The organism is Acinetobacter sp. YH12218, from assembly GCF_013417925.1.
Lineage (GTDB): Bacteria > Pseudomonadota > Gammaproteobacteria > Pseudomonadales > Moraxellaceae > Acinetobacter > Acinetobacter amyesii.
Genome location: NZ_VPDB01000032.1, coordinates 1 through 21,460 on the forward strand (window position 1 = coordinate 1; position 21,460 = coordinate 21,460).

Consider the following 21,460-nt stretch of genomic DNA (forward strand, 5'->3'; position numbering starts at 1 on the left):
TTGTTCCACTTTAGATATTTGTTTAAGATGAGATGTAACTCATTGAAATGTGTCATCATATTCGTCGTCAGAAAACAAGTATTATGCCATTATTTCAATGAGTTATCTTTTTTTGTCGTGTACAAAGGCTGTTAAATTATAAATCAGTCACTGGATAGGTCGTAGAGGTCGAACTCGATGGATAACTACTTTGTGGATATTGATTGTTATTTTGCCCCGCATTGTTGTTTGGAGCCGTATTGATCGTATTGCCTGAAGACGGTTCACTCAACGACTGTTGGCTAATGGGCGCAGGTTGGCTAGTTTTACCTGTAATATTTTCACGGGTTTGTTTCAATTTTTCATTGACGTTTTGAGTGGCTTGCTGTGCGCCCTGATCAACCTGTTGCACTGTATTTTGAGTAGCAGTTTTCGTATTGTCCCAAGCTTGGTCAACCGAAGGCTTAATTTTAGAAATTCCACGTTCAGTCATTTCACCAATATTTTTAGCAGCACCGACCACGCCTTCTTGGGCTTTATAGGCCCACACATGCAATAAATTTGGATTATCGCCATAAGGGCTCACAGGTTTTTTCGCTTGTTGCTCAGTACTTTGCGCTGCTGTGTTTTCTTGTGCCCAAAGCATGGGTGTCGTGAATATTAAGCTTAGGCATAACGTTGCTTTTAATGAAATTTTCACAGCTTCACCTCTGAATTTTATAGATTTTCTATCTGATGAACGGTTTTAACGCATTATAGGAAAAATTGCAGCGAAAAAAACCTGCCGTAGCAAAATCAATACAGCAAATGACAGCTTTGTACACGTTTGTATTTTGCCTAGGGTAAAAAAAAGGCCCACTGAAGGGTGAGCCTACTCTCTGGAGGAGAGGGTATGAAAGCCAGTTTACTTATTTGTGAGCGCCTAAGCTGGCTTCATGTGAGCTATGGACTTCAGCTTGTGCGACAGGCGTTTGCAACTGTACATTGCTACTGCCACTCACATTGGCTTCTTGACCTTTTTGGAAATTCGCTTTGGTTTGTTGCCATTTTTCACTGGCAAATTGGCGACCTTCCTGAGCTTTTTCACCTAAATAACTCTTGGTTTGATCAACTTTGTTGTCGACATTGCTTTTACGTTCATCGAGTTTTGCTTTGTCTTTTGCAGCTTTTTCATCGAGCTGTGCTTTGCGCTCATCAAGCTTAGCTTTATTTTGCTCAGCCTTGGCATCGATCTTGGCTTTCGCTGCATCTGACTTTTCATCTTTAGACTGTTTTAGGTCAGCCCATTTATTTTTTGCATCTTGCTTTTTGTCAGCACTGAATTCTTTGGTGTCTTGCCACTTTTCTTGGGTGAATGTTTTGGTCTTATCGACGCCTTTTTCAATTTTGTCACCGGCTGTATGCGCAGACTGATTAATGTCTTGTTTTAGATTTTGCAGTACAGACGGTTGCTGTGTTTCAACTTTCGCATTGGCTTCTACTGCGGTGTTCGCAAATAGTGGGGTGCTTGCGAATAATGCTGCGGTGATCAGTGTTGTTTTAAATAAAGGTTTCATCTTTGCAATTGTCCTCTTTTATTGAACGCTGCTGTTGCACTCAGCATTTGCGCTTTTGGAGCAGAGGACATCTTAAGAGTAAAAAAAAAGCAAAAAGTGGTTTTGTGCGATAAGTCACACAATGCGATAACAGCTCAGATACGCGGAAGTTTGAAATGTGGAAACTTAGTTAAGTTAACGTAGTATTGTAATTTTATGAAAATACAGTGGCTTATATGTGATTTGCGCGTTGCTGTGGTGTGGTTCTAGTTACGATTTTCATCATAAAAAATAATGGGTTTGAACGGATTATAGTTCAAGATTCAAGGAAAAATGAAACCATACCTCCATTTTGGAGATATGGTTTTTATTATTTATTCACATTGTGTAAGCGCATCTTTTGCAAAATGACCGCGTAATGCAAGGAAGTTTTTCTGTACATCCGCCGCATTTAAATCAAAATTGTGCGCTGAACTTGTACCATCTTTAGCAAAGGTTGCTGTACCACCTGAAATTAGGGTTAAGCCTTTAAATGACCATTGTTCAACCGATTTTGCTTCTTCTAAATTGCCTGTAAATTCAATCACGCATTTATCTACAAATTTAGTCAGTTTTGCTTTGTTATCCGTGGTATCTGGGTAGACATCAATGTTTTGAACTTCTTGTAATACACCAGTTTCAAGTTGTGGAATCGTTGGTGCAGATGTACATGCAGAAAGTGTTAGACCCGCAAGACCAGTCAAAAGGAATGCTTTCAATTTCATAAGTTTCATTCTTGTTGAGTGTTGTTGTCTTTGAGTATAGGGAATTGGTGAATTATTGGCTATAGGCTTAAGGTTCTAGTCTAAGATATTCATGCTATTCGATTTTACGGATCGGTAGATCTATCTGATTTTGTTTTTTATATTGGATGTATAGTAATGCCAGAATGATGATTGTATAGGTAGAAAAATAAAATCAAAAGTTGCGCTCAGCTCCTGAAAATATTAAAAATTCAGCTATGATTGGCGGGAGCATAGCAATCATGATGTATTCGATGACGGAGAGAGGTTCTTTGTTTTTATATTGAGCTTGTTTTGTGCTTACTGCTCTAAAGGTTTTTGTATTTTCAAATCTTAAGTGAGTAATTTTTATTTAAAGGGTTTTGATTGATTTATTTAAACGTGAGAATAATGTCGTGTTTGTAAGCTGAGCAATTGGGGTTTTAGATGATTTAAATCCTCATTTAATCCATATTTTTTAGCTAAAGGATCAACTAATGTTCTGACATCATGAACTCTATAAGTATGCTGAACATTCATTGATTGTGAAAAGGATTTGAGTTGTTGTCTTCTAGATACGCTGGAACAAGAATAGCGTCTAAATTTTTCTAGTAAGAAAACAAGACGGCGTTTCTCTAGTCTATTTAGATGTAATGTAACGGACGGTAGAAATTCTGAATACAGTAATGCTTCAGCCACAGGTCGAACCTCCTCAAATGTGGCAGAGGTTAGGGGCTGCTTTAATAGTTTTTTCAAAGCATTTTCAAATTCTACTTGATCCATACAATTAATCTCTGAGTTCTGACAAGATCGAAATCATGTATCTGATGTTGGATTCTAACTGTTGCGGAGTTGCATAGTAATCCATAGCATTATTCGCTGATTTTTCAAATTCTTCAAGAGTGAATTTATTTCTAAGAAATAGCTCTTTAATATCTTCTATATCGCGATCAGATAGACGAGCTAACTTGGAAACGGCTAGGTCTAGACCAGAAACTAAGTAAACCTCAACCACATGTTCTGTTACGAGAGGAATTATACGTTCATCGTAGTCAGGATCAATAGAAGCTAAGCTAGTATTGAATCCGCGGTCAAATTCTAAATTGGTTTCAAGATTATGGTTATCTAAATATTCGATATCATTTCCTTCTAGGAATAAATAAATTTCATCTTTCTTTAACTCTTTGATAGCTTCTATGTGTGCATCAATATCATTACTACCTCGAGCATTAGTGTGAATATGAAAAGCACATCCACCAAAAATAAATGCTTTGACTGCACCATGAGGTAAATCAGAATGGTTTTCTAGGATCCAATTTTCGAGCTCTGAGAAGAGCTCGAAAATTGCTAGAGCAATTGGAGAATCGCTATAGATTGTCATATTAGTGCTGTAACACTGAAATATCCGCAACTGCTGTAAATAAGCCACGCAACTGTGCAAGCATACGTAAACGGTTTGCTTTCAGGTCTGCATCATCTGCCATCACCATCACACCTTCAAAGAATGCATCAACAGGCGCACGAAGTGCAGCAAGTGCAGAAAGCGCAGCAGTATAGTCTTTGGCAGCAAATAACGGCTCAACCACAGGTGTGATTTTCGCAAGTTCAGCGAATAATGCTTTTTCAGCATCTTCAACCAAGTTTGCTTCAACCACAGCACCTTCAGGCGCAGCTTCTTTGGCAAGAATGTTGGCAACACGTTTGTTGGCAGCAGCAAGTGCAGCAGCTTCAGGTAAATCACGGAAGTGATTGACTGCATTTACACGTTTGTCAAAATCAAGCGGAGATTTTGGTGACAACGCTTGAACGGCTTGAATCACGTCTACGGACACGCCTTGGTCTTCGTATTTCGCACGGTAACGACCTTCAAGGAATGCAACAGCATCATTTAAAGTCTTAGCGTGGTCTTTCAAGACATCGCCATACGCAGCAAGTGCAAGTTTGATCAAATCTTCAATGGATACATCAAGCTCGTTTTCAGTCACAAGACGCAAAATACCAATTGCAGAACGACGTAGTGCAAACGGGTCTTTCGAACCTGTAGGCGCTTGACCAATACCGAAAATACCCGTCAATGTATCTAAACGGTCAGCAAGGGCAACCGTAGTACCTGTTTTAGTTTTTGGTAAAACGTCACCAGCAAATTTAGGTAAGTATTGCTCACCGAGTGCTTCAGCAACTTCATCATTTTCGCCTTCAATGCGTGCGTAGTAAGTACCCGCAATACCTTGAAGTTCAGGGAATTCACCCACAAGCTCAGAGGTTAAGTCGCATTTTGCAAGAAGGGCAGCTTTTTCCGCGTCAGCAGGGTTTGCACCTGTGATTTTCGCAAGCTCAACAGCCAATTTCGCAATACGTTGAGATTTATCCCAAAGTGTACCCAATTCTGCTTGGAACACCATGTTTGCCAATTTAGTTTGGCGAGATGCAAGCGGTTGCTTTTGATCTTGTAAGAAGAAGAATTCAGCGTCGGACAAACGTGGACGAACCACTTTTTCGTTACCTTCAATAATTTGAGTCGGGTCTTTAGACTCAATATTTGAAATGGTAATGAAGTATGGTTGAAGTTTATTGTCCGCATTTACCAAGCAGAAGTATTTTTGGTTGTCCTGCATGGTGGTAATCAATGCTTCTTGAGGAACCGCAAGGAAGCGTTCTTCAAAGCTAGCACGAAGTGCAACAGGCCATTCAACAAGAGCAGTTACTTCGTCACGAAGATCTGCAGGCACAATTGCAATCGCATTCACTTCATCAGCCAATGCTTTCACTTGTTGATCGATAATCGCTTGACGCTCTTCAAAAGACGCAACAACGTGAGCAGCTTTTAACTTCGCAAGATATTCATCAGCATGAGCCAAAGTAATCGCTTCAGGTGCATGGAAACGGTGACCGAATGTTACGTTACCTGCTTTGTGATCTTGAATTGTGGCATCAATGACATCGTTGTCTTTAAGCAACACCACCCATTTTACAGGACGTACGAATTCAGTACGGCTTGCTGCAGAACGCATACGTTTTGCGATTGGAAGGTTGTCTAAAGCCGCTTGTAATATTTGCGGTAAAAGTACGTCTAGGCTTTGACCTTTGACATCTTTTAAGTAGCAAACTTTTTCAACTTTACCTGCTTGGAATGTTGACACTTGATCAACCGTGATGCCTTGACCACGCATAAAGCCTTCAAGGGCACGTGTTGGTTTACCTTCAGCATCATAAGCGGCTTGAACAGCAGGGCCGTCAAAACGTTTTTGTGTATCGGCTTGAGCACCATCAACGTTTACGATTTTAAGTGCAAGGCGACGTGGTGCTGCATACGCTTCGATAGAATCGAATGCAAGACCGGCATCTTTTAATCCTTTTACGGTTTCAGCTTGAAGTGCATCACGTAATTTTTTTAAGCTTTTTGGCGGAAGTTCTTCACAACCTAATTCGAACAATACGGTATGTTTAGACATTATTTTTTCTCCGCTTGAGCTGCTTCGGCTTCAACTTGTGCTTTGAGTTGCGCAAGTACTTCGTCACGTAAGTGTGGTTCAGCCATTGGGAAACCAAGTTCCGCACGTGCTGCCACATAGCTTTGTGCAATTGAGCGCGCCAAAGTTCGTACACGTAAAATGTAACGTTGACGTTCAGTCACCGAAATGGCACCACGCGCATCAAGCAAGTTAAAGCTGTGTGATGCTTTAATCACTTGTTCATAAGCAGGAAGTGGAAGTTTTGCTTCCATTAAGCGGTTGGCTTCAGCTTCATAGAAGTCGAATAGCTCAAACATTTTTTCAACGTTGGCATATTCGAAGTTATAAGTTGATTGTTCAACTTCGTTTTGATGGAACACGTCACCGTACGTTACTGTACCGAATTGACCTTTGGTCCAAACCAAGTCATACACTGAATCTACACCTTGCAAGTACATCGCAAGACGTTCAAGACCATAGGTGATTTCGCCAGTCACAGGGTAGCATTCAACACCACCGACTTGTTGGAAGTAGGTGAACTGAGTCACTTCCATACCATTTAACCAAACTTCCCAACCTAAGCCCCAAGCGCCAAGCGTTGGAGATTCCCAGTTGTCTTCTACGAAACGAATGTCGTGAACTAAAGGATCAATACCAATGGCTTTTAAAGAATCTAAATAAAGCTGTTGGATGTTGTCTGGGTTTGGCTTAAGCACCACTTGGAATTGGTAGTAGTGTTGCAAACGGTTTGGGTTTTCACCATAACGGCCATCTTTAGGACGACGTGACGGTTGAACGTAAGCTGCGTTCCAAGTTTCAGGACCAAGCGCACGAAGGAAAGTCGCAGTATGGAATGTCCCTGCGCCCATTTCCATGTCGTAAGGTTGCAAAACGACGCAGCCTTGCTCCGCCCAGTAGTTTTGTAAGGCAAGAATTAAGCCTTGGAAGGTATCAATATGCGATATGGCGCGACTCATGGTCATCCACTTAAAATTAGAGAAAAATTGTGCTCAATTATAAGGATTTTAGGGGGGAGTGGCAAAGGGTTAATCAATCTTGAACCAAGCTTTGATGTTTTAATGATGTGCAGAATTTTATATTTTCCTATTGTACAGAATAAAAACGAAGTTACTTGTGGCATAAAGTGGATGAATAAATTTAATGATGAGCGATAACAATGTTTAAGAAGTCTTTTATTGTGATAAGTATGGTGCTATCTGCCTGTAGTACGACGCCTGTAGCTTTGTATTCAGATTCATCACTTCAAGCTTCAAAAATTGCGACTATTACAAATTCTTGCAACGCTGAATGTAAGAAGGTGATTAAACAGCAGCTCATGGTCAGTTCAAAGTATCAAATGAGCGAAGGTCTTTTGCTAGAGGTCAATGGTCAGCAGGGGACGCGAAAAGTCACACGAGGAATGGCTTTTGACTCACCTATTCATGGACGGTTTACCACCGCGGTAGAACAAGGGAAAACTAAGCTCGTCATTGATCATAATTCACAGCTAGTTATCGCTCGTCCAGCTCGATTCACAGTTGATTTATTGGGTGGGCATAATTATGTGATTGGACGTATTCGAGTTGAACGAATCCCTTCGGCTTATTATGAATGGTTTCCTATTGTGTATGATGAAACAGCTCAGAAAATTATTTATGGCAGTGAAGATTTAATTGATCAAGATAAATAAGCTGACCGCCTAAATGTTCCTTTATTTTAGTGAGTGCAGATGTGAGCGCTGATAGATTTTTTATTTTAATTATCAGTAATATATAATGAGCCTTTTAGGCTCATTTCTTGGGATAAAACTACGCAAGTAAGCGGCGTATTCATCATTCAAAAGAATCAAAAGTAAAATTTATAAGATAAAGATGTAAGTTGAATACATCTTATTGCTTGCATGGCTTTATAATTGCCACATCTCGCAAAACAACAAACAAGGCATCTCGTGTTTCACGCAAAATCAGCTTGGCTTAATACGCTTAAACCCAACTTTAAAGTTTTACCATTAAAAGATCGCATCCTATGTGGGGTAGGTGCTTTGCTTGGCTTGAGTATTTCTTCGCTGATTAGTTGGTTAGCGCTAGGTGACTTAAATGCATGGTATATCGCCCCGATGGGCGCATCGTCTGTGCTGCTCTTTGCTGTACCTGCTAGTCCTTTGGCACAGCCGTGGAATATGGTGGTCGGTAATAGTCTTGCGGCTTTGATTGGCGTGACTTGTGCGATGTATATTCCTAATTTAACCGAAGCTTTTAGTATCGCAGTTGCATTAGCGATTATCTTAATGATGACCACGGACTCATTGCATCCACCGAGTGGGGCAGTGGCGATTACCGCGGTATTGGGCGGCGAGGCTGTCCATGATTTAGGCTACGCCTTTCTTTTTTATCCAGTCCTTTTAAATTCGGTCCTCTTGATGGTGGTTGCTATTATTTATAACCGATTACTAGGTAAGCAGTATCCACAAAAATCACAAGTTAATACACGGACGACAGATCCAACACCGACACAAAAAGTGTCGATTCAACCTGCGGATATTCAGCAAGTCTTAGAACAGCAAAGTCAGTTACTCGATATCAGTGAATACGACCTACAAAAAATCATTTTAGAAGCACAGCAGTTAGCTAGTCGTCGTGGTCTAAGCCAGTTTCATTGTCGTGATCTCATGAGCCAGCAAGTGATTAGCTTGCGTGCAGAAGATGATATTCAGTCAGCATTGGAAAAGTTTAAACAAGTCAATTTGATGAGTTTGCCAGTGGTGAGTGATTTGGATCGCTTGGTGGGAAATTTGGCTTTATATGATGTAGTGGAATGGTTTAAACGTGCCGCAGACCCCAAAGCCAGTTGGGAAAATCACGTTTATCAAATTATGAATCCCAAAGTGGTGACCGTGCAGCCAGATCAACCGATTGAAGATTTGGTGCCGTATTTTGTGGAAAGATCTTTTAATTATATTCCAGTCGTTGAGCAAAAACGGTTGGTGGGAATGATTAGCCGTGCTGATATGATCGCCGCGTTATATCAACAGTTAAATCAGCAAACAAAATCTTAAGCCTTAAACTTTGATTTAAATTCATCAGACTTAAATATGGTTTTGCCAAAATGTAGGCAAAAAAAAGCTACGGAATCTTGGGGGAGAAACCGTAGCGACCAAACTGGGTCAAGGGATTTTAACGTCTGTCATCATTCACAGTACGGATTGGATCTGAATAGCCATTGGTACGGAAAAAGTTATCTTGTGCTTTAGGCATGACTAACCATAAAACCAAGTACACCAAAATACCGGGAAAGGCTGCGCTTAAGCATGATACAAAGATAAAAATAATACGCAGTAAATTTGCGTTCCAACCAAAACGTTCAGCAATACCCCCCATCACACCAGCAATCATGTTAGAGCGGTTTGAGCGATATAAACCAACATTGGCCATTCAGGTCTCCTTCAAAAAAGAATAAATTTGAATATTTCCAAATTCATATTATAGAAATGGTGACAAGCTTTGCGATTTAAAGGGTGCAGAAAAAAAATTAAGTAAAGTTATGTAATTTGAAGAATTGGTTTGATTAGTTTGCCTTTAAAATAGCTTGAGTATTAATTAAATATCAACGATAACAATGAGATATGATTAACATATATCGCAAATATATGTATACAGCGTTGATTATTTGATTACAATATTAAGTCAGCAAGAACTGAAAAAACCAATGAATGATTGGTCTTGGCACATTATATGAAAACATCGGCTTCACCTTTTTTGATGAAATTTGCATATCTTTCAGTGTTTGCAGGAGTGTTCAGCCTCTCTTTTATTGGTTGTAGTCCAACGCCTCAACCCGCAGCGGATAAGGGTGAAAGTTCAGCATCAACTGTCGCATCGGAAGTTCAAGCGAAGCAAGATCATGGAAAAAAATTAACCCAAGTGGCAGGGCAGGCGACATTACCGAATGACGATGAAATAAAGTCAGCTCCTGTTCCTGAGCATGCCAAAATTTTTATTGGACGTTTTCATGCCAAAGTAAAATGCGATGACAGTTTTATTCCATGCCCAGAAGGCGATGCGGAGTTCATTCTTAACTTATTACCAGATGGCACGGTACACCGCAGTATTATTCAAATTGGTAAAGTGTTTGCTGAAAAAACCAATACGCCAGGCATTAATGTGAAATACCGTAAGGATACGTGGAGTGTCAATGAAGCACATACCGAGCTGGTGGTTCATCGAAAAGAAGGCGTGAATTTTTATTATCACGTGATTAATGAAAATAAAATCATTATGGATTTGGACAAAATTCGTCAAGGTGAAGTCGACCGAAATCAGGAATTATTTTCCAAGGGTTATCCTCAGCCTCAACATGCCTATACCTTGGTGAAAGACCCAAATTAAATGCTGCGGATAAAATAAATAAAATTATAAATTGAGTTTGAGCGTCGGCGTGAAATTCGTAGTTCTTGGTGGATCGAATGCTATTGGCTTATAAAAAATTGAATTATTAATACGACATAGTAAAGACTAAATAGAATTGGTGGGTTGTGTGGGGTTCGAACCCACGACCAATAGATTAAGAGTCTACTGCTCTACCAACTGAGCTAACAACCCTGAGAAAATTTTAAAATAACATTTTAAAATTTTAGCAAGATAAACGAAGCGCGTAGTTTTGAGTACTAGGGAATATTTGTTATCTAAAATTTTTCAGGTCAAATACTTCATCTAGCAAGACAAGAATGATACTTCGCAACATCGCTATAGCAAAATTTCGAGAATGGCGAATCAAAACCAATAATGGTGATGGTTTGTCTTGGTCGGAACCTGCAGGTTTCTTTTTCTTCAACTGCCGAAAGAAAGAAGCCCTAAGAAAGAATGGTGGGTCGTCCGCGACTCGAACGCGGGACCAATAGATTAAAAGTCTACTGCTCTACCAACTGAGCTAACGACCCTTAGGGGGTATGCACAAGATTGTAATCTAAAACTGGCATTTTAGAAAGATGGTGGGTCGTCCGCGACTCGAACGCGGGACCAATAGATTAAAAGTCTACTGCTCTACCAACTGAGCTAACGACCCATCTTGTGGTATCGAAGGAAATGGTGGGTCGTCCGCGACTCGAACGCGGGACCAATAGATTAAAAGTCTACTGCTCTACCAACTGAGCTAACGACCCATTTCGCTTGATGGTGCGTATTGTAGCAAGATCTGCTTCAAGCGCAAGTAAAAAATCATAAACTTGCTTGTGTTTGATTATAAATACAACAATGTGGCTAATTTTGACGGGTGATTGTCGTCAAAATGAGCAAGTTTGATTTAGAAACGGTATTGATAGGCCTGAATATTATTATAAATTTCAGGGGTCAAGTCACAATAAGCACTCGCGTTCGGCAGTAAAACCAAGATTCGCTCATCCGTTTGCTGAGGATCAAAGGCTTGTTCTTTCAGCTTATTTTTTTGGTATTTAAACGTACCTGTGGTTTCGACTTTTTTCTGTACACGTAAAAATACTGGCACAGCATAAGCGGGTAAGCATTTTTTAAATTGTAGAACCATTTCACTACAATCTTGTTCGTTGAGTTCGGCACCATCGGTGAGCGTGATGGCAGCCATACCTGCACGGCCATTGGTATCTGGAATTTCTACGCCATAAACCACAGCTTCAGCAATTTTATCGTACTCACTCACCATGTTTTCAACTTCAGTGGTTGAGACGTTTTCACCTTTCCAGCGGAAAGTATCGCCTAGACGGTCGACAAATTGTGCATGACGGAAGCCAATGTCACGAACCAAGTCACCTGTGTTGAAGTATGAGTCACCATGTTTGAATACATCTTTCATAATGACGGATTTGTTTTTTTCCATGTCGGTATAGCCATCGAAAGGTGAGCGACGGGTAATTTTACCGATGAGTAAGCCGACTTCGCCTTTTTTGACTTTAATGCAGCGACCTTTAGCATCATGTACAGCTTCATTTTTTTCTTTATCAAACTGAATAATCGCATAAGGCGTTGGTGAAAAACCAACGGTATTGTCGAAGTTAAACACATTACTAAAGCCGACGTTGCCTTCACTTGACGCATAGAGTTCAAGGACTTCTTCAACCCCAAAGCGTTCTTTAAACTTATCCCAAATGTTTGGTCGCATGCCATTACCAATCATTTTTTTCACACGATGGCCTTTTTCAAGGTCTGAATGTGGGGCATCCATTAAATAGCGGCAAAGTTCGCCCACATAGCCAATGGCTGATGCATCAAATTTTTGTACATCTTTCCAAAATGAAGAGGTCGAGAACTTGCGGCGCAGGGCAAGGGTAGCACTACCTGCAATCACCCCACACCAACAAACCACAGTACCTGTAGCATGATAGAGCGGCAAGGTCACATACATCACATCATCTTTGTTCAAATTGAGGACGTGACCATATGTTCCATAAGCCAAAGTCCAACGGCTGTTGGTGAAAATCACCGCTTTAGGTAAGCCTGTTGTCCCAGAGGTGTAGATATAAAATAGGCCGTCTTTGCCTTTTACGCTTGCAGTGGTTGGCGTGTTGAATTTTGGAAATTCATCAATCGCTACTGCAAGGTTTAAAAAGCCTTTAGGTGCTTTACCGGCATCTACACGGGTGGCCTGATCTGCGAACCAATGTAAACGATCTGCAGCCACACTGAGATCATTACGAATCTCTTCTACGGCTTGACGGCATTCTTCGCCCACAATTACCGCAATTGGGTTTACTAAGTTGATACTGTGTGTCAGGACTTTGCCGACTTGTGAGGTGTTGACCAAGGCACTAGTGACGCCAATTTTGGCTAATGCCACGATAGTTGCCACGAGTTCAGATCGGTTCTCGATCATCACTGCAATCACATCACCTTTTTTTGCACCGAGTGCTAGGTAATAGTGACCAATTTGATTGGCCCATTCATTTAATTCGTTATAGGTATATTTTTGCTCTTCAAAATAAAGTGCATAACCTTTGGGATTACGCTTGACGGCTTTTTCAAATGCAATTCCTAAGCCTGCGGAAGTATTTGGGGTACGTAAATAGGCTTGCTTTAGACCACTCAACAGGTTGGGTACTTTGCTAATGAACGCGGGAATTTTTGCTGCAACATCAGCAATCCCAATAAGGTCGTGTTGTGTAGTTTGGCTCATGTGAATCCTATTTATTTTTCGTAATCCGATACGGTCTATTTCTTTGCAATGAAATTTGCAGCAAATTCTACAATTGTCTTTTAATCGTTTCGATCTAGTGCAATCAACCTAATTTGACAAAAGTATCAAAAAAAAACCAGTCACCGAAATGACTGGATTTTTTTATTCACCTGCAAAATAGCAAATTACTGCTCAGTTGCGGTGTTTGCTTTTTTCGGTGGACGACCGCGAGGACGACGAGGGCGTGCAGATTTTTCACCTTCAGTGGCCGAGTTCTCGTCTACAGGAACCTCAACTTTCTTTTCCGCTTCAACGGCTTGAGCTTTTTCTTCTACTGGTTTAGCAGGAGCTTTAGACACTTCTTCCGTCTTTTCAGGCTGCGCACTCACATCCAGTTCAGCTTGAACGGGTGTCGGTACTTCAGCTTGAACGGCTTCAGGTGCTTCAGTTTGACCTGCAACGTCGGATACATTGGCTTCAACTGTAGCAGCTTTAGCTTCTGCAACTACAGGCGCCTCAATAGCAGTGTCTGCGACAGGCGTAGCTTCCATCTCAGCATGTGCTTTTGCTTGGTCTTGTTTCGCTTGTTCAGCGGCAAGTTTAGCAAGGCGACGACGCTCACGTGGGTCATTAGCAACACGTTTATCTGACACAGGCTTTGGTGGTGTTAAATCCAACATTGGCGCTGGTTCAGCTTCAGGTGCAGCTTTTGTAACTTGAACATCACGAGTGACAGGCTTTTTCTCTACAGCTGCTTCAGCTGCAGGTGCAGACAAAGTCGCGGCATATTCTTCCGTGAATTTTTGCAATGCACGGTTGAATGTTGGAATTAAGCCAAATTGCTCAATCAGTACTGAGCAGTCTTCACCGTATACATGCTTAATCAAGCTGCTTACAGTGTATTGACCCAGTGTCGGCACTTGAGATGGCGAAATTTTTGGAGCCTGTGCTTGTTGAGCGCGAGCTGCACGTTGTTCGCGGCGGCGTTGACGTGGGTCATTGCTTGCACGAGACGGTTTTTGCTGCGCATGCTGTGGTTTATATCCTACTTCTTTTGTTTCAGTCGCAAGTTTTTCCACTTTTTCTGCTTCAACGACAGCGGCTTTTTGGACTACTGGGGTTTCTACAGGTTTTTCAACTGCTGGGGCAGTATTTAGTGCTACGATTTCGCTTTGAGCTTGATCAACATTCACCACAAGTGCTGTTGGCATCACGTCTTGACGTGGTGCATCAACAACTTCAACTTTAGGTTGACGTTGATTGCGGTTTTCAGGTTGTTGCTCAGCTGCAACTTCCTGAGCAATCGCTTGCTCGTTCAATACGCTTTGATCGCGGTGGCGATTTGGGCGATTTGGACGTTGTTGGTTGTTGCGGTCGCGACGCGGAACAGACTGCGGTTGTTCATTGTTTTGAACATCTTGCTGCACTTGTTCGTTGTTGTGTTGACGGCGTGAGTTACGACGGTTTTCACGTTGGTCTTGACGGTTGTCTTGGCGCGGTTCTTGACGTTCAGAACGTTGCTCTTGGCGTTCGTTTTGACGTGCTTCGTTATTACGCTGTTCTTGACGGTCTTGACGTGAAGGTTGTAACACTTCTTCATGAACTTGATGCGGTTGAGCTTCTTGTTCACGTGGTTCTTTATGCTTAGTACGCTTTTTATTGTGACGTTTTTCTTCATGTTCAGCTTTTTCTGAATGGCTGTCACGTTCTTGTTTATGCACAACAGTAGAAGGTGCAAGGTAAGCATTATTATCTGCGACAACAGCAGGCGCTGCCGATGCAGGGGTAATTTGACCAAACTGGCCACGGCTTGCAGCACCGCCATTCACCATTTGTTCAATTGCAGCAGCGGCATTGTTTGCAGTACGCGACTGGTCAACGGTTGCAGCTTGTTTTTGAACAAATAAGTTTTCTAACCATGCACATGGACTAGATGATGCAGCAGGAGCTGCAACTTGTGCAGGTGCTTGTTGAGCAGCAACAGGTTGTTGCTTATTCTTTTTGTGGCCTTTTTCTTGTTGTTGTACAGGTGCTTGTTGCTGAGCAGCAGCGGCCTGTTCTTCACCTAAATGCCACTCAGATGCTTCGTAACCCAATTCTTTTTCACTAGAACGTGTTGCTTCAGTACGTTCATAGCTTGTCGGTGCAAAGCCTTCAGGGTTATACGAAATTTCGTAATGTGGTGTTTCTAGGTGAGGGTGTGGAAGTACAGTCACACGTACATTTGAAGTTTGCTCAAGATATACAAGGCTGTGACGCTTTTCATTCAATAAGAATGCAGCAATTTCAACAGGCACTTCAACTTGAACTTCACCATGACGTTCGCGTAGCGCAATTTCTTCCACTTTACGCATAATTGAAAGTGATAAAGAACGTAGGTCACGTACCATACCTGTACCATGACAGCGTGGGCACACATAACCTGTGGCTTCTTCAAGCGATGGACGTAAGCGTTGACGGCTCATTTCCATCAAACCAAAGCGTGACAATTGACCGAATTGGATACGCGCACGGTCACTTTGTGTTGCTTCACGAAGTTTAGCTTCAACCATACGTTGGTTACGGTCTTTAGTCATGTCGATGAAATCGATCACAACTAAACCACCGATATCACGTAAACGTAATTGGCGAGCAATTTCTTCTGCAGCTTCAAGGTTGGTATTGAGCGCTGTATCTTCTACGTCGCTACCACGTGTTGATTTTGCAGAGTTAATATCAATTGAAACCAATGCTTCAGTTTGGTCAATCACAATTGAACCACCAGAAGGAAGTTTTACTTCACGTTCATAGGCAGTTTGGATTTGACTTTCAATACCAAAATGAGCGAATAACGGTTCATTTAAAGTATAGGTTTTTAATTTGTCGATTTGACGTGGCATCACTGCTTTAACAAAGTTATACGCTTCGTTATACGCTTGCTCAGAGTCAATCAGAATTTCAGCAACATCATCACGTAAATAGTCACGGATCGCACGTGTAACCACACCGGCTTCTTGGTGAACCAACATTGGTGATGGACCAGAACTTGATGTGCTTTGGATTTGTGCCCAAAGGTCCAGCAAGTGTTGAAGGTCAAGTTGGAGTTCTTCTTGAGAACGACCAATACCTGCAGTACGTACAATCACGCTCATGCCACGAGGGACATTTAAAGACGCCAACATTTCTTTCAATTCTTCACGAACTGAACCTGAAATTTGACGGCTAATACCGCCACCTTTCGGGTTGTTTGGCATCAAGACCAAATAACGACCAGCAAGAGAGATAAATGTAGAAAGGGCAGCACCTTTATTACCACGTTCTTCTTTTTCCACTTGAACCAAAAGCTCAGTGCCTTCAGTGATCAATTCGCGGATGTTTGAAGTTTGGCGAGGATCTGCTTTGTAATAAGAATTAGCTATTTCGCGCATCGACAAGAAACCTTGACGACCTGCACCGTATTCAACAAATACAGCTTCTAAAGACGGCTCTACGCGAGTCACATGACCTTTATAGATATTCGATTTTTTTTGTTCACGGGTACGATTCTCTAAGTCAAAATCGTAAAGACGCTGACCAGTGACAAGTGCAACGCGAATTTCTTCGGCATGTGTTGCATTAATCAACATACGTTTCATGGGTGTAACACCTAATAGTGATACACAGAAGAACATCGCCTGACTCGTAGCGAGCATCAGATAGCATGGATCAAGTTGCACAGATCGAAAAACATCATCTGTGCATGTGTACCGACCTTCTTTGGGCGGGCAACGGTTTTTGATTCACGTATTGATGATGGCAATACGGCTTCAATCTTTTAAACGATTAAAGTCACCTGAACGCGTTTCACTGGCGGACAAACGGTGCATTGGATGTGAGTAACTTTCACTGTCACATTGCTCGAAGAGCATCCATTCATATCTGATAGAGCGTCTTGATACGGAATTATCATCGTACCTTTACAAACTGTGCAGATCCAATGCATCAAACGTTGTGGCCTGAACACGATTTCCAGGGAGCGACTGGTCTGATGTGTATCAGTTTACGTTTAAAAACCAACCTTGGTTGGCACATATTTTTTTGGGGCAAACTGTTTTATGTACCTACGGCACAATTAAACGCAACAGTTTGCAGTTTTGCCGATATAATAAGCCTTCGGCGTCGGCATAATTCTTTTGGGACCTTTCCGAGCTAAATGAGTAATTGCTTGAAAGTTCAATGACAGTAAATACTGAAATGAATCAACTTTTACTCAGTTACGGTGGTTTCCGTGCGCTGACTATATCAAACCTTGCATCATCTGCCTATGGGCTAAGCTTATGTTTCTTGCGAAAAGTATAGCTTAAATGATCAATTTTTAATCAATTTTAGTATTTTTTTAGGTCACAGTAACTGTATGAATTCTACGCAAGAATGGCAAAGCGTCACCTGGTTTGAAGTGGACGAGCATCAGGCGGGTCAACGTATTGATAATTTCCTGTTTAGTCGTCTGAAAGGTGTGCCTAAAAGTCGCATTTATCGTCTGATTCGTGAAAGCCAAGTCCGCGTCAATAAAAAACGCGTCAAAGCGGAAACCAAACTCAATATTGGTGACCAAGTTCGAGTTGCTCCAATTCGTTATGAGCAAAAAGATGAGTCTGCGGTTCCTGTATCGGATAAAGTCGCGCAAAGTTTACTGAGCCGTGTGGTGTATGAAGATGAAGGCTTAATGGTGGTAAACAAACCTTCTGGTATTGCTGTTCACGGCGGTAGTGGTGTGGCGTATGGCTTGATCGAAGGTTTACGTGCCGCAACAGGGAAGAAATACCTTGAGCTGATTCACCGAATTGACCGCGACACTTCTGGTTTGGTGATGATTTCGAAAAAACGTAGTGTGTTAAAAAGCCTGCAAGACATGTTACGTGAGCACAAAATCCAAAAAACTTATGCTGCTGTGGTGAAAGGCGTGGTGAGTTTGGATAAGCAGCTCATTGATCAGCCTTTGCATCGTTACGAACTGGCAAATGGCGAGCGTCGTGTTCGTGTATCACCTAAAGAAGGTAAAGAGTCGAAGACGCTGTGGAACGTGAAAGAACGTTTTATGCATGCCACCTTGGTGTATGCGTCTCCACTTTCGGGCCGTACCCATCAGATCCGTGTACATGGTTTAAGTATTGGTCATCCATTGGTGGGCGATGAAAAATACGGTCATGAAACTGAATACCGTGGTCCAAAGCCACGTCGTTTATGTCTGCATGCTATGCGTTTAGAAATTCCGGGTTACCAAACCATTGAAGCGCCATTGCCAGAAGATATGCAAAGCCTTGTGGCGCAGCTACGCGCGCAAAAAGCCGACAAAGTGGTGAAGTCTTCAGAAGATGACGAGTAAGTTTTAAATACGAGACTTCTCTCCCTGAGCAGGACTGCTTCGTAAGTTTTCTTTCTCCCTCTCCTTTAAGGAGAGGGCCGGGGTGAGGTAAATAAATTGATGCACTCCAGAATCTGAATTACCAAACACTGAATCAAATCTAGGAAAACGTATGAACTCAGCTGTAAAACTAGTCATTTTCGATTGGGATGGCACTTTATTTGATTCTGTGGGTCAAATTGTAGCGAGTTTAAAATTTGCAGCAGATCAATATTCACAGCCGCTGACCGATGCTGATGCGAAAAGTATTATTGGTTTAGGGCTGCCGGAAGTCGCACAGCGGTTATTTCCGACGGTTCCTGAATTGCACAGCGAAATTTTGCAAAGTTATGCCGATCACTATGTGGCCCATTCCAAAGGGGATATGTGGTTTGATGGTGTCGCGGATATGTTGCAGGAATTACGCGATGCCGGTCTACAATTGGCTGTTGCAACAGGAAAAAGTCGTAAAGGTCTAGACCGTGTCTTGGCTCAAACGCAAAGTCATGAGTTGTTTCGTGCGACACGTGCAGCCAGTGAAACCAAATCTAAGCCAGATCCGTTGATGTTGGCAGAAATTTTGGCGGAAACAGGACTACGTGCCGATCAAGCCATTATGGTTGGTGATACGTCGTATGACTTGGAAATGGCACTGAATATTCAGATGCCGCGTGTAGGCGTGAGCTATGGGGTGCATACGGTAGAAACGCTGCAGCATTTTCAGCCCTTACATATTGCACATACAGTCGATGATTTGACGGAATTTCTGCTGGAACACGTGAAATTGCGTCTCGCTGTCTAGTTGCGGAAGCAAACGAGTAAAAAGGGTGAAACTGGTTTTCACCTTTTTTATTGTCCAGTAAATGGCAACGCATCCTCTGTATTTTTTGAAATGCATTGAGCTGAATTATCTTAAAAAACTGATAACACTAGATTTTTCTACAATAACAAGCAGTCTTCTAGCAAATTTACCTTAAAAAGTTGAGCGCAACTATTTGGCCTTTTACCACAAGCTGGAATAGATTTTTTGTTTGAATTTTTGGTTTTATCTTATTGTTGTTTATTGATTTATTTTTAAATTTTCAATTTATTAAACTAAATCAGATAAAATTGAACACCTATGCGTAAAAGTTGGCCTGACGCTAAAATAATCTTTTAATCTTATCTTTTAGTCGTATAAGCCAAGTTTTTTAGTAGAGATTCAGATTTAAGGGCGAAAAAAATAGTGAATTTTATTTAATTATTTTGACTTAAGTTTTTGAATATTAATAATAAATAATGATTAATTTATAGCTAATAGCTATAGTCATAAATAAAATAAGTATTGGTATTCACTTTCTAAAATCTCGATGCTAAATGCATCTAAACATAACGTGTAGTATGTCAAGTGAAATGCTTTAGGCGAATCCTGACATGACTTTCATCACTTTGATTTTGATGGTGATCGGGATGAAACACGTTGTGCATCCAATTTTTGCAGTTTAAGGAAACATTGATGTCGAATTCTGCTGTTGTTGAATCAGTTGCGCAAGCATTACGCGATGCGGAAGTAAATCAGGCTGCGATTGCACCGATCCGTCCACAACTTGGTGGTGAAAGTGCTGATGTAGATATTGCTTATGCCGTTCAAGAAGTGAATACCAAACGTGCGGTGGCAGAAGGTCGTCGCCTTGTAGGTCGTAAAATTGGCTTAACTTCAAAAGTTGTACAAGCGCAGTTAGGCGTTGATCAACCTGACTTCGGTATGTTGTTTGCTGACATGGCGTATGGCGATGGTGAAGAAATCCCTGCTGGTTTATTGATTCAGCCAAAAGTTGAAGCAGAAATTGCTTTGGTGATTAACCAAGATTTGACCAAAGAAAAACACACCTATGCAGACATTATTAGTGCAACAGAATATGCACTGCCTGCCATTGAAGTGGTCGATAGCCGTATCGAAAACTGGAAAATCTCGTTGATTGATACTGTGGCAGATAACGCATCTTCAGCAGGTTTTGTACTGGGTTCTAAGCCTGTAAAACTTGCAGATCTTGACCTTGTAAATTGCAAAATGGTCATGACTCGTGGTGAAGAAGTGGTTTCACAAGGTGTGGGTAAAGCGTGTCTTTCTAACCCATTAAATGCAGCAGTGTGGTTGGCTGACGAAATGGTTCGTCGTGGTCGTCCATTGCTTGCAGGTGACATCGTATTGACCGGTGCCTTAGGCCCAATGGTTGTGGCAAATCCTGGTGATGAATTCAAAGTTGAAATTGAAGGCTTTGGTTCTGTGACTGCAGCATTTGCAGCGAAATAAGCTTGGGTTTTATGGAATTTTTAAGAGTACACATTCATGAAAAAGATTAAATGTGCATTGATCGGTCCAGGGAACATTGGTACTGACTTGCTTTACAAACTTCAACGCAGCGAATTTTTAGAACCAGTATGGATGGTTGGTATTGACCCGACGTCTGAAGGTTTGGCTCGCGCTGCTAAAATGGGTTTAAAAACCACTGCTGAAGGCGTAGATGGTTTACTTGCACACGTAATTGAAGACGACATTAAAATCGCATTTGATGCAACTTCTGCCTATGTTCATGCTGAAAACAGCCGCAAATTAAATGAACTTGGCGTGTTAATGATTGACTTAACACCTGCTGCAATCGGTCCATTCTGCGTACCACCAGTAAACCTGGAAGCTTTGTTGGACGCAGGCGAAGTGCCAAACGTGAACATGGTGACTTGTGGCGGTCAGGCGACTATTCCTATGGTGGCTGCAATTTCGCGTGTGCAACCGGTTGAATATGGTGAAATCATCGCGACTGTATCGACTAAATCTGTAGGTCCGGGCACACGTAAAAACATTGACGAATTCACCCGTACCACAGCCGGTGCGATTGAAAAAGTCGGTGGTGCTAAAGCAGGTAAAGCGATCATCATTATTAACCCGGCAGAGCCACCACTGATGATGCGTGATACGGTTCACTGTCTGGTTGAAGGTGAGCCAGATCAGGCTGCAATCACAGAATCTGTGCATGCGATGATCAAGGAAGTTCAAAAATACGTGCCAGGTTACAAACTGGTAAACGGTCCAGTATTTGATGGTAACCGTGTATCCATCTTCCTGGAAGTTGAAGGCCTGGGCGATTACCTGCCTAAATATGCCGGTAACCTCGACATTATGACTGCAGCAGCTGCGCGTACCGCAGAAATGTTTGCAGAACGTGTTTTAAACGCAGTTGAAGCATAAGGAGC

Annotated in this window: 17 protein-coding genes, 4 tRNA genes and 1 pseudogene; 8 read left to right on the forward strand and 14 right to left on the reverse strand. The window is 41.7% G+C overall.

Annotated elements, in window-relative coordinates; genetic code table 11:
* Positions 1–136: 136 nt before the first annotated feature.
* The 7 genes from FTV03_RS10240 to glyQ all read right to left on the reverse strand — a co-directional run bounded on the left by FTV03_RS10240 (position 137) and on the right by glyQ (position 6,704).
* Positions 137–625 carry a hypothetical protein gene (locus FTV03_RS10240; RefSeq protein WP_180041359.1) on the reverse strand — a complete coding sequence of 163 codons (489 nt, stop codon included), beginning with the start codon at positions 623–625 and terminating at the stop codon, positions 137–139.
* Between the two features lie 262 nt (positions 626–887).
* A complete protein-coding gene (locus FTV03_RS10245) occupies positions 888–1,535 on the reverse strand; it encodes a hypothetical protein (protein ID WP_180002919.1) in 648 nt (215 codons plus the stop codon).
* Positions 1,536–1,888: 353 nt separating this feature from the next.
* The gene (locus FTV03_RS10250) at positions 1,889–2,278 is read right to left on the reverse strand and encodes a hypothetical protein (protein ID WP_078189759.1); all 390 of its coding nucleotides are present in this window, start codon (positions 2,276–2,278) and stop codon (positions 1,889–1,891) included.
* A gap of 393 nt (positions 2,279–2,671) precedes the next feature.
* Positions 2,672–3,058: a hypothetical protein gene (locus FTV03_RS10255; RefSeq protein WP_180041342.1), complete on the reverse strand. Its 387-nt coding sequence runs from the start codon at positions 3,056–3,058 to the stop codon at positions 2,672–2,674.
* Between the two features lie 4 nt (positions 3,059–3,062).
* Positions 3,063–3,656: a DUF6036 family nucleotidyltransferase gene (locus tag FTV03_RS10260; protein ID WP_180041344.1), complete on the reverse strand. Its 594-nt coding sequence runs from the start codon at positions 3,654–3,656 to the stop codon at positions 3,063–3,065.
* A 1-nt stretch (position 3,657) separates the two neighbouring features.
* Positions 3,658–5,727 (reverse strand): glycine--tRNA ligase subunit beta, encoded by a 2,070-nt coding sequence (glyS, locus tag FTV03_RS10265; RefSeq protein WP_180041346.1) that lies wholly within the window; start codon positions 5,725–5,727, stop codon positions 3,658–3,660.
* Entirely contained in the window at positions 5,727–6,704 is a 978-nt protein-coding gene (gene glyQ / locus FTV03_RS10270) for a glycine--tRNA ligase subunit alpha (RefSeq protein ID WP_067731637.1), read from the reverse strand. The genes glyS and glyQ overlap by 1 nt, the downstream gene beginning before the upstream one ends.
* Before the next feature lie 200 nt (positions 6,705–6,904).
* On the opposite strand from glyQ, the gene FTV03_RS10275 reads away from it, so the two are divergent.
* The gene (locus FTV03_RS10275) at positions 6,905–7,417 is read left to right on the forward strand and encodes a hypothetical protein (protein WP_180041347.1); all 513 of its coding nucleotides are present in this window, start codon (positions 6,905–6,907) and stop codon (positions 7,415–7,417) included.
* A 258-nt stretch (positions 7,418–7,675) separates the two neighbouring features.
* Positions 7,676–8,782, forward strand: coding sequence for an HPP family protein (locus FTV03_RS10280; protein ID WP_168377935.1), 1,107 nt, complete (start codon positions 7,676–7,678; stop codon positions 8,780–8,782).
* Between the two features lie 118 nt (positions 8,783–8,900).
* On the opposite strand, the gene FTV03_RS10285 is transcribed toward FTV03_RS10280, so the two are convergent.
* Positions 8,901–9,158, reverse strand: coding sequence for a PspC domain-containing protein (locus tag FTV03_RS10285; RefSeq protein WP_078189754.1), 258 nt, complete (start codon positions 9,156–9,158; stop codon positions 8,901–8,903).
* A gap of 300 nt (positions 9,159–9,458) precedes the next feature.
* Here FTV03_RS10285 and FTV03_RS10290 point away from each other — a divergent pair, with 300 nt between their 5' ends.
* Positions 9,459–10,112 (forward strand): hypothetical protein, encoded by a 654-nt coding sequence (locus tag FTV03_RS10290; RefSeq protein ID WP_228145137.1) that lies wholly within the window; start codon positions 9,459–9,461, stop codon positions 10,110–10,112.
* A gap of 137 nt (positions 10,113–10,249) precedes the next feature.
* On the opposite strand, the gene FTV03_RS10295 is transcribed toward FTV03_RS10290, so the two are convergent.
* The 6 genes from FTV03_RS10295 to FTV03_RS10320 all read right to left on the reverse strand — a co-directional run bounded on the left by FTV03_RS10295 (position 10,250) and on the right by FTV03_RS10320 (position 16,481).
* A tRNA-Lys gene (locus tag FTV03_RS10295) sits at positions 10,250–10,325 on the reverse strand.
* 262 nt (positions 10,326–10,587) lie between these two features.
* A tRNA-Lys gene (locus FTV03_RS10300) sits at positions 10,588–10,663 on the reverse strand.
* 49 nt (positions 10,664–10,712) lie between these two features.
* Positions 10,713–10,788, reverse strand: a tRNA-Lys gene (locus tag FTV03_RS10305).
* A 21-nt stretch (positions 10,789–10,809) separates the two neighbouring features.
* A tRNA-Lys gene (locus tag FTV03_RS10310) sits at positions 10,810–10,885 on the reverse strand.
* Between the two features lie 140 nt (positions 10,886–11,025).
* Positions 11,026–12,867, reverse strand: a complete 1,842-nt coding sequence (locus FTV03_RS10315) for a long-chain-acyl-CoA synthetase (RefSeq protein WP_180041348.1) — start codon at positions 12,865–12,867, stop codon at positions 11,026–11,028.
* A gap of 185 nt (positions 12,868–13,052) precedes the next feature.
* Entirely contained in the window at positions 13,053–16,481 is a 3,429-nt protein-coding gene (locus FTV03_RS10320; protein ID WP_180041349.1) for an Rne/Rng family ribonuclease, read from the reverse strand.
* Between the two features lie 394 nt (positions 16,482–16,875).
* On the opposite strand from FTV03_RS10320, the pseudogene FTV03_RS18175 reads away from it, so the two are divergent.
* The 5 genes and pseudogenes from FTV03_RS18175 (at position 16,876) to FTV03_RS10340 (ending at position 21,455) form a co-directional block, all read left to right on the forward strand.
* Positions 16,876–17,184: pseudogene (locus FTV03_RS18175) on the forward strand (hypothetical protein).
* Between the two features lie 55 nt (positions 17,185–17,239).
* The gene (locus FTV03_RS10325) at positions 17,240–18,211 is read left to right on the forward strand and encodes an RluA family pseudouridine synthase (RefSeq protein ID WP_078189751.1); all 972 of its coding nucleotides are present in this window, start codon (positions 17,240–17,242) and stop codon (positions 18,209–18,211) included.
* Positions 18,212–18,362: 151 nt separating this feature from the next.
* Positions 18,363–19,031, forward strand: coding sequence for an HAD-IA family hydrolase (locus tag FTV03_RS10330; protein WP_180041350.1), 669 nt, complete (start codon positions 18,363–18,365; stop codon positions 19,029–19,031).
* Between the two features lie 693 nt (positions 19,032–19,724).
* The gene (mhpD, locus tag FTV03_RS10335) at positions 19,725–20,522 is read left to right on the forward strand and encodes a 2-keto-4-pentenoate hydratase (protein ID WP_078189749.1); all 798 of its coding nucleotides are present in this window, start codon (positions 19,725–19,727) and stop codon (positions 20,520–20,522) included.
* A gap of 36 nt (positions 20,523–20,558) precedes the next feature.
* Entirely contained in the window at positions 20,559–21,455 is an 897-nt protein-coding gene (locus FTV03_RS10340; protein WP_180041351.1) for an acetaldehyde dehydrogenase (acetylating), read from the forward strand.
* The last annotated feature ends 5 nt before the right edge of the window (positions 21,456–21,460 follow it).